Annotated in this window: 18 protein-coding genes; 9 read left to right on the top strand and 9 right to left on the bottom strand. The window is 46.5% G+C overall.

Features of this window, described 5'->3' with window-relative positions:
- Window positions 1-9: 9 nt before the first annotated feature.
- The 3 genes from V8G47_RS05800 (at window position 10) to V8G47_RS05810 (ending at window position 1,289) form a co-directional block, all read left to right on the top strand.
- Window positions 10-291, top strand: a complete 282-nt coding sequence (locus V8G47_RS05800) for a hypothetical protein (RefSeq protein ID WP_336199269.1) — start codon at window positions 10-12, stop codon at window positions 289-291.
- Between the two features lie 18 nt (window positions 292-309).
- Window positions 310-777 carry a DUF1648 domain-containing protein gene (locus V8G47_RS05805; RefSeq protein ID WP_336199270.1) on the top strand — a complete coding sequence of 156 codons (468 nt, stop codon included), beginning with the start codon at window positions 310-312 and terminating at the stop codon, window positions 775-777.
- Between the two features lie 119 nt (window positions 778-896).
- Window positions 897-1,289, top strand: coding sequence for a DUF3021 family protein (locus tag V8G47_RS05810; RefSeq protein WP_336199271.1), 393 nt, complete (start codon window positions 897-899; stop codon window positions 1,287-1,289).
- Between the two features lie 205 nt (window positions 1,290-1,494).
- Here the strand turns inward: V8G47_RS05810 and V8G47_RS05815 are convergent, their stop codons facing one another.
- Window positions 1,495-1,779: a DUF4190 domain-containing protein gene (locus V8G47_RS05815; protein WP_336199272.1), complete on the bottom strand. Its 285-nt coding sequence runs from the start codon at window positions 1,777-1,779 to the stop codon at window positions 1,495-1,497.
- A 172-nt stretch (window positions 1,780-1,951) separates the two neighbouring features.
- Between V8G47_RS05815 and V8G47_RS05820 the strand changes: the two genes are divergently transcribed.
- The 6 genes from V8G47_RS05820 (at window position 1,952) to V8G47_RS05845 (ending at window position 9,936) form a co-directional block, all read left to right on the top strand.
- Window positions 1,952-2,422, top strand: coding sequence for a MarR family winged helix-turn-helix transcriptional regulator (locus V8G47_RS05820; protein WP_336199273.1), 471 nt, complete (start codon window positions 1,952-1,954; stop codon window positions 2,420-2,422).
- On the top strand, window positions 2,419-4,143 hold the full coding sequence (locus tag V8G47_RS05825) for an ABC transporter ATP-binding protein (RefSeq protein WP_336199274.1): 1,725 nt from the start codon (window positions 2,419-2,421) through the stop codon (window positions 4,141-4,143). Before V8G47_RS05820 ends, V8G47_RS05825 begins: the two co-directional genes overlap by 4 nt.
- Window positions 4,140-5,999 (top strand): ABC transporter ATP-binding protein, encoded by a 1,860-nt coding sequence (locus V8G47_RS05830; protein ID WP_336199275.1) that lies wholly within the window; start codon window positions 4,140-4,142, stop codon window positions 5,997-5,999. The genes V8G47_RS05825 and V8G47_RS05830 overlap by 4 nt, the downstream gene beginning before the upstream one ends.
- A gap of 177 nt (window positions 6,000-6,176) precedes the next feature.
- Window positions 6,177-7,550: an MDR family MFS transporter gene (locus V8G47_RS05835; protein WP_336199276.1), complete on the top strand. Its 1,374-nt coding sequence runs from the start codon at window positions 6,177-6,179 to the stop codon at window positions 7,548-7,550.
- Window positions 7,551-7,701: 151 nt separating this feature from the next.
- Window positions 7,702-8,526 (top strand): STAS domain-containing protein, encoded by an 825-nt coding sequence (locus V8G47_RS05840; protein WP_336199277.1) that lies wholly within the window; start codon window positions 7,702-7,704, stop codon window positions 8,524-8,526.
- Between the two features lie 168 nt (window positions 8,527-8,694).
- Window positions 8,695-9,936, top strand: a complete 1,242-nt coding sequence (locus tag V8G47_RS05845; RefSeq protein ID WP_336199278.1) for an ATP-binding protein — start codon at window positions 8,695-8,697, stop codon at window positions 9,934-9,936.
- Window positions 9,937-10,007: 71 nt separating this feature from the next.
- On the opposite strand, the gene V8G47_RS05850 is transcribed toward V8G47_RS05845, so the two are convergent.
- The 8 genes from V8G47_RS05850 to V8G47_RS05885 all read right to left on the bottom strand — a co-directional run bounded on the left by V8G47_RS05850 (window position 10,008) and on the right by V8G47_RS05885 (window position 13,305).
- Window positions 10,008-10,139 (bottom strand): hypothetical protein, encoded by a 132-nt coding sequence (locus V8G47_RS05850; RefSeq protein ID WP_336199279.1) that lies wholly within the window; start codon window positions 10,137-10,139, stop codon window positions 10,008-10,010.
- A 58-nt stretch (window positions 10,140-10,197) separates the two neighbouring features.
- The gene (locus tag V8G47_RS05855; RefSeq protein WP_336199280.1) at window positions 10,198-10,566 is read right to left on the bottom strand and encodes a hypothetical protein; all 369 of its coding nucleotides are present in this window, start codon (window positions 10,564-10,566) and stop codon (window positions 10,198-10,200) included.
- Between the two features lie 77 nt (window positions 10,567-10,643).
- A complete protein-coding gene (locus tag V8G47_RS05860) occupies window positions 10,644-11,078 on the bottom strand; it encodes an Hsp20/alpha crystallin family protein (RefSeq protein ID WP_336199281.1) in 435 nt (144 codons plus the stop codon).
- 25 nt (window positions 11,079-11,103) lie between these two features.
- Entirely contained in the window at window positions 11,104-11,346 is a 243-nt protein-coding gene (locus V8G47_RS05865; protein WP_336199282.1) for a spore germination protein, read from the bottom strand.
- Entirely contained in the window at window positions 11,321-11,611 is a 291-nt protein-coding gene (locus V8G47_RS05870; RefSeq protein WP_336199439.1) for a spore germination protein, read from the bottom strand. The genes V8G47_RS05865 and V8G47_RS05870 overlap by 26 nt, the downstream gene beginning before the upstream one ends.
- Window positions 11,612-11,767: 156 nt before the next feature.
- Window positions 11,768-12,640: a YitT family protein gene (locus V8G47_RS05875; RefSeq protein WP_336199440.1), complete on the bottom strand. Its 873-nt coding sequence runs from the start codon at window positions 12,638-12,640 to the stop codon at window positions 11,768-11,770.
- 46 nt (window positions 12,641-12,686) lie between these two features.
- Window positions 12,687-12,884 (bottom strand): hypothetical protein, encoded by a 198-nt coding sequence (locus V8G47_RS05880; protein WP_336199283.1) that lies wholly within the window; start codon window positions 12,882-12,884, stop codon window positions 12,687-12,689.
- Between the two features lie 97 nt (window positions 12,885-12,981).
- Entirely contained in the window at window positions 12,982-13,305 is a 324-nt protein-coding gene (locus tag V8G47_RS05885; RefSeq protein ID WP_336199284.1) for a hypothetical protein, read from the bottom strand.
- Between the last annotated feature and the right edge of the window lie 103 nt (window positions 13,306-13,408).

The raw sequence follows: 13,408 nt of genomic DNA on the forward strand, positions 1-13,408 counted from the left end.
AGAGTCATATTGAAGAAAGAAGCTTCAGCAAAAACTTGGAATACTCTTCGGAACATCACTCTGGTTATCATCCTGTTCATTTTTATAAGGTATTTATTTGATGAAGATCCTTTTAATGACCGCATTGGGTGGTCAGTGTTGATTCTTTTTTGGACCTTTAAGGGTTTGTTTGATGCGGTTGAAGATAAAAGAAGTGGCAATAAGAAGTCCATGGTTGCTAATATTGTCTTTGTCATTGCTGGGTTGGGTATCCTGCTTTGGCAGGGCATACAATTTTTTCTTTATAAATAATGGTGAGGGATGATTAAGATGAAAAAAGAGACGCTTAAATGGATTTTAATCATAATCTCAACTACTACTCTTTTTTATCTTATTCTTCATTTAATCATTCTTTGGTCAGAGATCCCGAATACAATCCCTATTCATTTCAGCAATGGAAAACCTGATCATTGGGGGTCAAAATACTTCCTGTTCATCATGCCTGCTGTAAGTTTAGTAACCTGGTTTCTTATTGGTTTAGTAGTTAATAAACCAGAGAAGTTGAACTATGTGAATTTAACCGAGGAAAACAAACAAATCCAATATGTGAGAGCAGAAAAGGGAATGTTGCTCCTTCAGTATCTAGGTTCTATGGTCTTTGTATTTGCAAGCGAAGCAGCTTTGAGAAATGCAGTGGGAATGGAAGGAACTTTGCCACTTTCAATTGCAATCTCTCTGTTGGCTATATGTATTTTGGCACCAATGTATCATTTATTCTGGGCGGCAATGTTGAAATAGTAAAAGATGTAAGGGAAACCATGGAGATAGGTACCGCTTTAGTCTAGTCCCGGTGGTTTAGGAAGCAAGAGAACCGTCCCCATGCTTCCTCTATACTTTGAAGAAAAGTGAGGATACCGATGAATCTATTAAGAAAAGGATTAATTAGAGGTCTCATCCCGTTTGTTTTTTTCGCAATCATTTCGTTGTTATGGACTCTCCTTGAAGGATCATCGGCTGTTTCGAAGCATTTAATGATTTACGGTCTGATCGCTTTCTTTCTCGGAGTGACAAGCGTCATCTATGAAGTGGGACGATGGCGCTTCATCCAACAGATTGTGGTTCATTATCTGGCCATGCTGGTGACGGTTTTCCCTACGTTACTCCTGAGCGGTATGTACCCCGTGGATTCCATCAGGGATGTAGCGAGCGTATATTTCTTTTTTAATAAAGTGGGTCTGGTTCTATTTTTGACTACCTATTTTATTTTTAAATGGAGGCATCTGGCGTATATGAGGGAGCAGAGCGAATAGAATAGGGGCTCTCATAAAGAATATTCGACACCCCGGCATGATTATTGGATTTCCCGCATGAATAATCTGAATCCCGCATGATTTTTCTGTGTTGTCCGCATGATTATTCCTTATCCCGCACGAAAAGTTCAAATCCCGCATGAATCCTATGAGAGGAAGCACGGGGACGCTTCCTCTGCTTCCAAATAGCACATTTCGTCACTGCTCAGAAAAAGGGAGCAAAAGAACCGTCCCCACGCTCCGTTACCACCCAGCAAATCGAGAACACAATGCCCGCCAAACTGAAAATGATCCCTAGAATGGCCAGATGCTTCCCCTCCTGGCCATTTTTTTTGACTTCGCTTCGTCCGATCCTCCCCAGTATAGCGCCCACCAGACCGAGAATCGCTCCCGCAATAGGAAAGATCACCATCACGATGGATAAGATTCCCAATAAGATAGACGCCACGGCTTTTCCATTCAAGCCTTTCCTCTCAAGCTCATGACTCATTCCTCACTCCTCCTTCTAAAAAGTATATGAATCCACCATGGTAAAAGGTGAGGGACGGACCTCCGCACTTGTCGAAACCATCCCTTTGACTATCTCCTGCAAAAGGAATAGACTAAGATAGTTCCATTATGAACAGTTCATTAAATTAACCATTAGAAGTGAGGGCATATCCATGGGAAATCATCAGATTACTCCTGCACTGCAATTATTGCGTTCATTTTCACGGGTGAATAAGACAATGATGCGGTTCGTCCAGAAAACAGCCGCAGATAACGGATTATCGGTCCCGCAATATACGATATTGGTGACGATTGCTCCTGAAAAAGAGCTGACTCAGAAGACGATCGGAGAGAGGACGTTCCTGCCGAAAAGCACGCTCAGTCAAGCCGTCGATGGCCTGGTTCAGGCAGGATTTCTCAACCGGCAGCAGGTGGAAGACAATCGCCGGGAAATGCTTCTTTCCCTGAGCCATCAGGGTGAGACGATGTTAAAAGGCATCCACAAGCAAGAAGGCAGCATCCATCAGCTGACGGCAGGGGCGGTCGAGACGCTGTCTGAAGGAGAGTTTGCCGGACTCTTACAGGCGCATGAGAAGATCGCCGACTATTTTGATGAGAAAGGGAAAGAGGAGGATGCCACATGATCAAGCTTCTGAAACACTTATCGGCGTATAAATGGATGGTCGTGGGGATCTTCGTGTTGATTTTCATTCAATCCATGTCGACTCTATACTTACCGACCCTCATGTCTGACATCATCGACAAAGGGGTCGTCGTCGGGGACATCCCGTATATATGGAAGATTGGCGGATTCATGCTCGTCGTTTCCGCTCTCGGTGCGGTGGCTTCCATCGTTGCGAGCTACTATTCTTCGAAAGCAGCCGTCGGGTTGGGGCGCGATGTCCGCCGGAAGCTTTTTTATCATATTGAAAAATTCTCGCTCCAAGAGTTTGATGAAGTGGGGACGGCCTCTCTCATTACGAGAACGACGAATGATATCACACAGGTGCAGCAGGTCGTGATCATGCTGCTCCGGATGATCATCAGTGCGCCGATTATGCTCGTCGGCGGGATCATCATGGCGGTGTTGATGGATGCGAAGTTATCCCTGGTCATTATCCTGACGATGCCTGTTTTGGTCGGATCGATCCTGCTGATTTTATATAAAGGGATTCCATTATTTCAAACCGTCCAGAAAAAATTGGATCAATTGAATCTCGTGCTTCGTGAGAACTTGACCGGTATCCGTGTCATCCGTGCCTTTAACCGTGAACCGGAAGAAAAGGAGCGTTTGAAACGGACGAATCATGAACTGACCGATGTGTCGATCAAGGTAAACAAAATCATGGCCTTCATGATGCCTGTGATGATGCTCGTCATGAATATGACCGTCGTCGCCGTCATCTGGTTCGGAGGCATCCGGATCGATAACGGCGGGATGCAGATCGGGGATTTGATGGCGTTCATTCAATACGTCATGCAGATCATGTTTGCATTGGTCATGGCGTCGATGATGTTCGTCATGGTGCCACGTGCCGATGTGTCGGCGAAGCGGATCAATAAGGTGCTAGAAATGACGCCTTCTTTTAAAGATAACGGAACGAAAGCGGCAGACGTTCAACAGGGGACCCTCGAGTTCGACTCGGTCACGTTTCACTATCCGGGTGCCGAAGAGCCTGCCCTGTCGGATGTCAGTTTCACCGCGAATCCCGGTGAAACGACGGCCATCATTGGCGGGACCGGTTCTGGTAAAACGACGCTCATCAACTTGATCCCCCGATTTTATGAGATCGCGAGCGGCACGATCCGGGTCAATGGTGTGGACATAAGGGACGCTTCCGAGGAAGAAATCCGCTCGAAGCTTGGACTTGTGCCACAGAAGGCTACTCTATTTACCGGAACGATTGCGGAAAATATCCGCTTTGGAAAAGAAGATGCGAGTGATGAAGAAGTGGCGGAGGCGGCCCGGATCGCTCAGGCGGAAGAATTCGTCAGTCGGATGGACGGGGGCTTCCAGGCAGAAATCGAGCAGGGCGGATCGAATCTCTCCGGAGGTCAGAAACAGCGCTTGTCGATCGCAAGAGCCCTGGTCCGGAAACCGGATATCTATTTATTTGACGACAGCTTCTCAGCCCTCGATTACAAAACCGATGCCAGGCTCCGTGCCGCATTGAAACAGGAAACCCTTGAGGCAACGGTACTCATCGTCGCGCAGCGGGTCAGCACGGTGATCGATGCCGACCGAATCATCGTGTTGGATAAAGGTGAAGTGGCCGGGATCGGGACTCACCGGGAGCTCCTTGACACGAACGAAGTGTACCAGGAGATCGTCGCATCACAGCTTTCAGAGGAGGAATCGGCATGAGTAAGGAACGTAAACCTCAAAGAGGCGGAGGTCATGGAGGATTCGGACCGGGCGGCGGCAACATGATGATGATGGGGCAGAAGCCGAAGAATTTCAAGAGTACCTTGAAGCGGCTCCTTGGTTACCTAAAACCGCGCCGCGGGCAGTTGGTCGCTGTTCTCTTTGCCGCGATTTTAAGCACCGTCTTTGCCATCATCGGCCCGAAGATCATGGGGAACGCCATCACGGAATTATTTGAAGGCGCCTATGCAAAATTTAAAGGAGTGCCGGGAGCCGGGATTGATTTTGGCAGAATCGGTGAAATCCTGCTGTTGCTTGCAGGACTTTATGTGTTCAGCAGTATCTTTAATTTTATCCAGCAATACATCATGTCGAGTGTCGCCCAGTTGACGGCGTATGACTTGAGGGAAGATGTGAATCAAAAGATCGAGAAGCTTCCACTGAAGTATTACGATGGCCGTGCGAACGGGGAGACCCTTAGCCGGATGACGAATGACATCGATACCATCAGTAGTACGCTGCAGCAAAGTCTGACCCAGTTCATCACGTCGATCGTGACGATTGTCGGGATCATCATCATGATGCTCTCGATCAGTCCACTATTGACGTTGATTTCCGTGGTAAGCTTACCGGTTTCCGTCTTTGCCATCCGACCGATTTTGAAACGGTCCCAGAAGCATTTTGCCGATCAGCAGCGGACCCTCGGTCAACTGAACGGCCATATTGAAGAAATGTTCACGGGACATCAAGTCGTGAAAGCATTCGGCCATGAGAAGAAGGCCGGTGCCGAGTTTGATTCTGTGAACGATGAACTGTATGAAGCGGGAAGCAAAGCCCAGTTTATTTCAGGGATCATCATGCCGATCATGATGTTCATCGGAAACATCAGCTATGTGCTCATCAGTGTCGTCGGCGGGATCCTCGTGACGAATCGGGCGATTTCCATCGGGGATATCCAGGCGTTCATCACGTATACTCGTCAGTTCACCCAGCCGATCACACAGACGGCAAATATCGCGAATATCATCCAGTCAACGGTGGCAGCGGCGGAACGGGTATTCGAGCTATTGGATGAGGAAGAAGAAGTGAAAGAAGAAACCGTGGCGCACTTATCCCGTCCTAAGGGTGAGGTTGTGTTTGAACATGTGGACTTCGGTTACGGTGAAAATTTGTTGATTAACGATATGAACATTGACGTTCAGCCCGGGCAGACGGTGGCGATCGTTGGGCCGACGGGTGCCGGTAAAACGACTTTGATCAATCTGCTCATGCGTTTTTATGAATTGAATGATGGGAAAATCAAGATCGACGGCATCGATACGAGGTCCGTCCCTCGAAGTGAACTGAGAAGAAGCTTCGGGATGGTGCTGCAGGATACGTGGCTGTTTAAGGGGACGATCCGGGAAAATATTGCGTACGGGAAGACGGGTGCAACGGAAGCGGAAATCATGCAGGCGTCCGAGATGGCCCATGCGGATCATTTTATCCGTACGCTTCCTGAGGGCTATGATACGGTCCTGAATGAGGAAGCATCGAATATCTCACAAGGACAGAAGCAGCTGATCACCATCGCACGGGCGATCCTCGCCGACCCTCCGATCATGATCCTGGATGAAGCGACGTCAAGCGTGGACACCCGGACCGAGCTATTGATCCAGCAAGCGATGAACCGGTTGATGGAAGGCAGAACGAGCTTCGTCATCGCTCATCGTCTTTCTACTATTAAAGATGCAGACCTGATTCTCGTCATGGATCAAGGGTCTGTCATCGAACAGGGGACGCACGCTGAACTGCTCAGACAGAACGGTTTTTATGCGGATCTGTACAATAGCCAGTTTGGGGAAGTGGCTGGATAGGGAGCATGGGGACGGTTCTCCTGCTTCCTGTTATAATACTCGATTACTAGGAAGCAAAGGAACCGTCCCTCTGCTTCTTTAATGTTAAAATAGATGTGTAATATCCATTTTCGCTTGATATTAGAGACTCTTAGTCTAGTATTTCGGAATTTACATACAAGAAAGGGATCAGACAAAATGAATCAAGAAACCAAGCAAAAATCCGTTGTGTTTGCTCTATTGATCGCCACGTTCCTCACGGCCATCGAAGGCACGATCGTCAGTACGGCGATGCCGAAGATTGTGGAGGATCTGGGAGGAAGTGAACTGTATACGTGGGTCATTTCGGTCTATCTATTAGCCATTGTCATCAGTACGCCTGTCTTCGGGAAGCTGGCTGATTTATTTGGAAGGAAGATTATGTTCACGATCGGGGTCAGTATTTTCCTGGCAGGGTCCATGCTCTCGGGACTGTCGCAATCGATGGAACAGCTGGTCCTGTTCCGCTTGATCCAGGGGATTGGAGCGGGGGCACTCACCACTTTGCCGTTTACGATCATCGGCGATGTGTTTACCTTTGAAATGCGGGCCAAAATGCAGGGGTGGATGAGCAGCGTGTGGGGGATTGCCGGCATCACGGGACCCCTTGCAGGCGGTTTTATTGTCGACACGATTTCATGGCATTGGATCTTTTATATGAATCTGCCATTTGGTATCGTATCTCTCATCCTCTTATGGACATCATTAAAGGAAAAAATAGAAAAGAAGAAACACAAAATCGACTATAGCGGGATTTTCACTTTTGCCATCAGCATCACCGCTTTTCTGTATGCTCTGACACTGTTAAAGGAACAAGGTCATATGACGACTGGCATTCTCTCTTTACTGATTGTAGCTGCCATTGGGATCAGCCTGTTTCTCTGGATTGAATTCAAGGCGGAAGAGCCAATGCTTCCACTGACTCTGTTCAAGAATCGCTTTATCACCATCTCGACGATTGCCGGGTTTCTGCTTGGCTTCATCCTGGTTGCCGTTACGTTCTACATCCCATTATGGGTACAGGGCGTCACCGGTTTAAATGCCACGATGTCCGGTGTGACGATGTTGCCGATGTCGATTACCTGGCCGTTCGCTGCAGTGCTTTCAGGTAAGTTGATGGCGAACACCTCCATCGGACGAATCACTGTTATGGGGATTTCCGTCATTACAGCGGGATGTCTCGGGTTGGTGTTATTTACGGAACATACGATTGTTCCGTTAATGATGGTGGTCACCGCCGTCATTGGCTTTGGTTTCGGTTTGTCCCTGACAGCCTTCACGGTTGCCGTCCAATCTTCCGTTGAGTGGAAGGTCCGGGGAGCCGCCATGGGGACGTTTAATTTAATGCGAAACCTCGGCCAGTCCATCGGGATCGCGGTGTCGGGCCTGTGGTTGAGCGATCAGTTAAGCGGCCACGTGCTGGAGTCTAGCCTTCACACCGTCTTCATGATCCTCGTGGCACTAGCAATATGCGCCATCGTCACAGCAGGAGTCCTACTCGGTGAAAAAGGGAAGGAGCTTTCCTTGAATTAGGAAGCGGGGGGACGGTTCTCCTGCTTCCAAAAGGGAAGCACCAGAACCGTCCCTCTGCTTCTTTTTTTCATTTCCCCCTGTTTTATAGAAGGATTTTTTTTTCTCGAATCGAATAAGGGATATATTCAGATGAAAAAAGGAGAGAATCATGATGGCTAACAACTACCTGAGTAAGGAAAGTGTGACGGATTTCCTTAAGACGAATAGAGAGGATTTTCAACAGAAACTATTATCTGAAGCTGTAAATGTTAGAGGGAAAATCAGTGATATACTCGAAAAAGGAAACATTGATCTGTTAAAGAATGCCGAAATGGTCGCTCACTACATCCTTGAAAACAAAGAAGAAGAACTGATTGAATTTGCGAAAGTAGAGGGGATTGCATGGGCACAGCATGCTCTTACCCTGGCATTCAAACTCGAATGGGTCCATGCCATAAGGAGAACACTTTGGTTCTTCCTTTATCAATATGATGAGCAGAATGGAGAGGATGAATCTCCACGAAAGACCTTCTTTGACTTGGAAAAAAGGATCAATGACAACGTCGATCAATTCCTGAATAACTTCTTTATCAGTTACTCGAATTATAAAGATGAACAGCTGCTGTCACAGAAAAAACTGGTGGAAAATCTATCCGTGCCGATCATCCCGATTCATAGTACGATTGCGGTACTGCCCCTGATCGGAATGATCGATTCTTACCGAGTGAATGCTTTGGAAGAAAAAGTGTTGATGGAAATCAGTTCGATGAGAATCCAAACCCTGATCATCGACTTATCGGGTACGGCGGAAATGGAATTGGACGTCCTTTTTCAATTTAAGAGAATTCTAAGCGGAATCAATATGATGGGCTGCAAAGCGATCCTAACAGGGCTGCGGGTAGAACTTGTCAGGAAAATAGTCGATTCAGGAGTCGAATTCGACAGCCTGGTAGAGATAAAGGGTACACTACAACAAACGTTGAAAGAACATTTGTAAAAGCAGAGAAAAGCAGAGGGACAGTTCTCGTGCTTCCAAAATGGAAGCACAGGAACCGTCCCTCTGCTTCTTCCTCTGCTTCTTGTCGAACCTCCACGTCATAGAGAGGATTTCCCGGGAAAGTGTCGAAGAGTTAGAGTAGATATTTTTTCCTGAAGGAGATTCATTATGGTAGAGACTGTCCATCATTTAATTTTGCATGTGGTATTTATTCTGTTTACGATTCTTCTTTTTCAAATGTTTACGAGTGAATCGGATAGCGATACTAAAGGGTTTCCCGTTCCTTTTTTCATGATGAATCTTGTTGTCCTGGTGTTTACGATGGCATTCCCGGAGGTTTATTCAAGCGGTTATGTATACGATTTTAAAGTGATTCCGGTGATTCTTGCCTTTCTTTATGGAGGGAAGAGAGTTGGTTTCAGTACGTTTGTCGCCATGCTCGTCATCGGCTGGTTCACTGACCATGTATGGATTTTTCTTCTCGTGAATTATGCGATTTACAGTATGCTGCTGATCCCGGTATCTAATTGGTACGGAAGATTATCCTGGAAAAACAAAATGCTCCTTATTTCAGGTTTTTATTTTTTCATCCCGGTTACACGGTCCATTTATTTACTCACGCATCATGAAACAGAGCAGCTCCTGTTTATGGCAAGCTCCACGTCCATCATATGGGTTACGCTGATTCTGTCGATTTATCTGATTGAAAATCGATTGGAACAGAACAGGGTCAAAAAAGAGCTCATCAAGGCGGAAAAGTTTAACGTGGTGAGCGAGTTGGCTGCATCTGTTGCCCACGAAATCCGAAATCCGATGACGACGGTTAGGGGGTTCATGCAACTCCTGCAGAGAGAAACATTAACAGATCAGCAAAAGAGCTTCATCGATATTTCCATCCAGGAGCTTGATCACGCCCAGGACGTCATCAATCAATATCTTTCCCTGGCAAAGCCCCAGACGGAAGAATACGAGGTGTTCAGTCTGACCGACACGATGAATGAATCCGTTGACGTCATGTCGACGTATGCTGTGATGAACAGCATAAAAATCAATAAGAACATTGAAGAAGATCTGATGATCAAAGGGATGAAACTGGAGGTGAAACAGGTCCTCCTCAATCTTTTGAAAAATGCCATCGAGGCGGTAAAAGAAAATGGGAAAATCACGGCGGCTGCGAGTCGCCATCCTGACGGCCGGATGCGGATCATCGTTCAGGACAACGGAACCGGCATGCCTCCGGAACAACTCAAAGTACTCGGGAGGCCTTATTATTCCACGAAGGAAAAAGGGACGGGACTCGGACTCACGGTGTGCTATCAGATCGTGAAGCGGATGAAGGGTGAAATCAAAGTGGAAAGCGAACCTGGAGTGGGAACGACATTCAGCGTCTTTTTTCCAGGCAGTACATAAGAGGGACGGACCTCTTGCTTCTTCTAAGCAAGGGTCCGTCCCCATCTGTTTTAGGAGCATGGGGACGGTTCTCATGCTCCTGAAATCGTGACAACGGAAGCAGAAGAACCGTCCCCATGCTTCCTAAGAGGGACGGACCTCTTGCTTCTTCTAAGCAAGGTCCGTCCCCGTTCATTTTCAAGGAGCATGGGGACGGTTCTCATGCTTCTAAAATCGTGACAACGGAAGCAGAAGAACCGTCTCCATGCTTCCTGGTTGTCTCTACGGATGTTTTCTTGTTGTTACTTTTATTTTGGGAGAGGGTTGAGTGGAGGCCGGACCCTGGTTTGAGTGAGAGGGCAAGGACAGTTTTTTTTCCGTGCCGGCAGGAGGTTTTAACTTGTCATACGTGGTCCCGATGTATAATTGTCCCTTGAGGTCTTTTATGCCGAGATTTCCGAAGTTGTTGCTCAGGTCGGCGTGGTCGATGTTTACATTTTCAATGGATAAGTGCTCAATTACAATTTTTGCGGGTTCCTGCTGGCTGGAGATCGTGTCTTTGACGTCTGTTGCTAAGCCCTGTTTCAAGGATTGGATTTCCTTTTCGAGGGCCTGTATTTTATCTTTCATCTCATTTTGCTCAGCGTTCATGCTTTTTTGAATGTATGAAGTTAGTTTTTTTTGAAAGTAAGTATACAACATGTTCTCACATTCTTTTTAGTATTTTTTCACTGTGAGCCTCCGTGTAATGAAACATCTTCTATTTTCCGGGGGTAGGCCACCTGAATGAGGCCATTGAGGAACTGGATGTTGATGGCTTTAGCTTCGGCCGGTTCCGGGAGGGGAATCGTTCGTTCGAATTCCCCTGTGAACCGTTCTGCCTTGACTTCCATTTCTTTCGGGTATACGGGTCTGATCATCCCTTTTATGAGAAGCTTCGTATTGGAACTCAATGAAAATTTAATATCATCTTGGGTGATCCCCGGGGCATCCAGGATGATGCACACATGGGATTCGTTCTGATACACATCATAACGTGGGAATTCGTCATCTGTCGAAAAGAACTGGGAGGGGTTATTGTTTTCGAATACGCTGTTCCAGAAATTATCGCTTTTGTATTGGTTGGTCAGTTCCAGCCATTTTTTCATTTTTTCCATATCCATGGATTATCACCTCTTATGGGAACGCCTAAACTTGAACGGTATAAGGGATGGCCGGGTTGGCGATTTGGTCTTGATCGCTGACGTCCGGATCGAGTACACCTGTGTTCATTTGTGAGCCTGTAGGCGAGAAGTCACCGAATGAAAAGTTGGCTCCGAATAATTTCATATTGGCGGTATGACTGTTGTGAACGGTCGGACCGATATCGACGTTCCCGTTCTGCGTCACGCCATTGACTTTAATATTAAATATGTTGATCTGATACGGCATGAGGATCCTCCTCTTCGTTTTGTCTTGGATCGATCGGTACAGGAACCGGCAAAGGTGCTCCCGCGTTTACTGAATCCGCATTGCCTATATCTGTTTGATCATTCACATCAGGATCGATATATACATTTTCCATCATTGATTCTGTCGGGGAAGTATCACCATAGGAAGAGTTGATTCCCTGGGACTTATTATTCGACGTATGACTGTTATGGACAGCTTCTCCAATGGTGATCGAACCATTGCCCGAGACGCTATTCACCTTCATACAGTATAGGTTTACTACAGTCTGCACAGTTTCCCACCTCTTTTGTCTTTGGGATACTATATGCTTTCTTCAGCCCATTCGTTCATGAATTTATGCGGGGGGTAAACGGAAGGGAGCGCCGACACTTGGTCGACGCTCCCTTTCTCACCGCTATTGTTAATGAATGTCCTTCTTCTTAAATCTACCCCCGCGTACTTCATTGATATCTGCGACAGCAAGGAATGCTGAAGGATCCAATTCTTCCACGATTGATTTTAATTTGGCTTCTTCCAGCCGGGTGACGATGCAGAAGATGACTTTTTTGTCGTCTCCGGAGTATCCGCCTTCCCCTTTTAAATAGGTGACACCGCGTCCGAGGCGGGCGAGTATCGCATCACCGATTTCTGTGTCTTTATCACTGATGATCCAGGCCGATTTCGATTCGTCAAAGCCGTCGATCACGATATCGATGGTTTTGAAGGCAATGACATAGGCAAGGACTGAGTACATGGCACGGTCCCAGCCGAGGACGAATCCTCCCCATGTGAAGATGAAGATGTTAAACAGCATGATGAATTCCCCAACGGAAAAGGGGAATTTTTTATTTAACAGGATGGCGAGGATCTCACTTCCGTCAAGGGCCCCTCCATACCGGATGACCAACCCTACTCCGGCACCAAGAACGATCCCGCCAAACACGGTGGCAAGCAGCATATCCTGTGTGAAAGCTGCCACATGATGCAGATAATTCGTTGCCAGGGAAAGAATCGAAATCCCGAGTATCGTGGAGATCGTAAATGTTTTTCCAATCTGCTTATATCCCAGGAAGAAAAACGGGATGTTCAGGAAGAAAATGAAGACACCCAGACTGATGCCGGTCAAGTTATAGAGGATAATCGAAATACCTACGATCCCTCCGTCCATAATCATATTCGGAACAAGGAAAACCTCGATCCCGAGGGCCATCATGATGGCACCCAATACGATGAAAAAGCCTCTTTTCGCAATTTTTAATCGTGTCAGCTTCGGGTGCTGCAGACCCGATTTGATTTGTTGTTCTAATGTTTCTCCAGTCAACGTGCGTTCCTCCTGCCTTTTATTCTTTAAAATCAAAAATGGCTTTGATATCTTCCCACTTAATGATCTTATCCCGGGAAAACTCGGGTATGAATGAAGAGAGGGAATTCCCCGATAGCTCTGCCGTTATGAACATGACGCCAAAAAAACCAATCACAAACACTGCACAAAAAAGATAACATGCTAATGATTCCCTAAAATATGTGTTCTTTTTCATAAAATCCTCCATCCAAATTGATGAAAAACGCCAATTTTAATAAACCCTAATCCCATAGAGTTTTTGAGTGAGTATAAGAATGAAAGAGAAACATAGTTTAAGAGAGGTAATTGGATTGAGACATGATGATTTTCTTAAAGCCAATCGCATCAGGAAAAATGTCCATGGCCACATACTCCGTCATATGAGGGGGAGCATACGATTTCAACTTCTCACTTAAGAAAATTTTACGGGGTACCACACTATCAACATGATGAGGGAGTGAAGAGGGGGGAGAGAGCATAACCTCAATACTTGTCAGATGTGAATCATCCGCTTTTAATACATCCCCATCCATATTGCCGTTCTGATATTCCAACATGTGCGGCTGCTGGAAACCGATTAAAATCAACAGTAAGAACCATATTGAAGCTTTTTTCAACCTTCCCCACCTCCTCTCGATGTATAGGTTCATTATATCATAGGAGCCGTGGGGACAGGTCCCTTGGCTCCTTGTTTTAAAAAAACATCCGATACACTCTGGC

This window comes from Rossellomorea sp. LJF3 (assembly GCF_037046045.1).
In the GTDB taxonomy this organism is placed as follows: domain Bacteria; phylum Bacillota; class Bacilli; order Bacillales; family Bacillaceae_B; genus Rossellomorea.

Bases quoted from the DNA above. Each gene is read 5' to 3' on its own strand.
- V8G47_RS05805 (WP_336199270.1), top strand. From the start codon at position 310: ATGAAAAAAGAGACGCTTAAATGGATTTTAATCATAATCTCAACTACT.
- V8G47_RS05810 (WP_336199271.1), top strand. From the start codon at position 897: ATGAATCTATTAAGAAAAGGATTAATTAGAGGTCTCATCCCGTTTGTT.
- V8G47_RS05815 (WP_336199272.1), bottom strand. From the start codon at position 1,779: ATGAGTCATGAGCTTGAGAGGAAAGGCTTGAATGGAAAAGCCGTGGCG.
- V8G47_RS05820 (WP_336199273.1), top strand. From the start codon at position 1,952: ATGGGAAATCATCAGATTACTCCTGCACTGCAATTATTGCGTTCATTT.
- V8G47_RS05825 (WP_336199274.1), top strand. From the start codon at position 2,419: ATGATCAAGCTTCTGAAACACTTATCGGCGTATAAATGGATGGTCGTG.
- V8G47_RS05830 (WP_336199275.1), top strand. From the start codon at position 4,140: ATGAGTAAGGAACGTAAACCTCAAAGAGGCGGAGGTCATGGAGGATTC.
- V8G47_RS05835 (WP_336199276.1), top strand. From the start codon at position 6,177: ATGAATCAAGAAACCAAGCAAAAATCCGTTGTGTTTGCTCTATTGATC.
- V8G47_RS05840 (WP_336199277.1), top strand. From the start codon at position 7,702: ATGGCTAACAACTACCTGAGTAAGGAAAGTGTGACGGATTTCCTTAAG.
- V8G47_RS05845 (WP_336199278.1), top strand. From the start codon at position 8,695: ATGGTAGAGACTGTCCATCATTTAATTTTGCATGTGGTATTTATTCTG.
- V8G47_RS05850 (WP_336199279.1), bottom strand. From the start codon at position 10,139: ATGAGAACCGTCCCCATGCTCCTTGAAAATGAACGGGGACGGACCTTG.
- V8G47_RS05855 (WP_336199280.1), bottom strand. From the start codon at position 10,566: ATGAACGCTGAGCAAAATGAGATGAAAGATAAAATACAGGCCCTCGAA.
- V8G47_RS05860 (WP_336199281.1), bottom strand. From the start codon at position 11,078: ATGGATATGGAAAAAATGAAAAAATGGCTGGAACTGACCAACCAATAC.
- V8G47_RS05865 (WP_336199282.1), bottom strand. From the start codon at position 11,346: ATGCCGTATCAGATCAACATATTTAATATTAAAGTCAATGGCGTGACG.
- V8G47_RS05870 (WP_336199439.1), bottom strand. From the start codon at position 11,611: ATGAAGGTGAATAGCGTCTCGGGCAATGGTTCGATCACCATTGGAGAA.
- V8G47_RS05880 (WP_336199283.1), bottom strand. From the start codon at position 12,884: ATGAAAAAGAACACATATTTTAGGGAATCATTAGCATGTTATCTTTTT.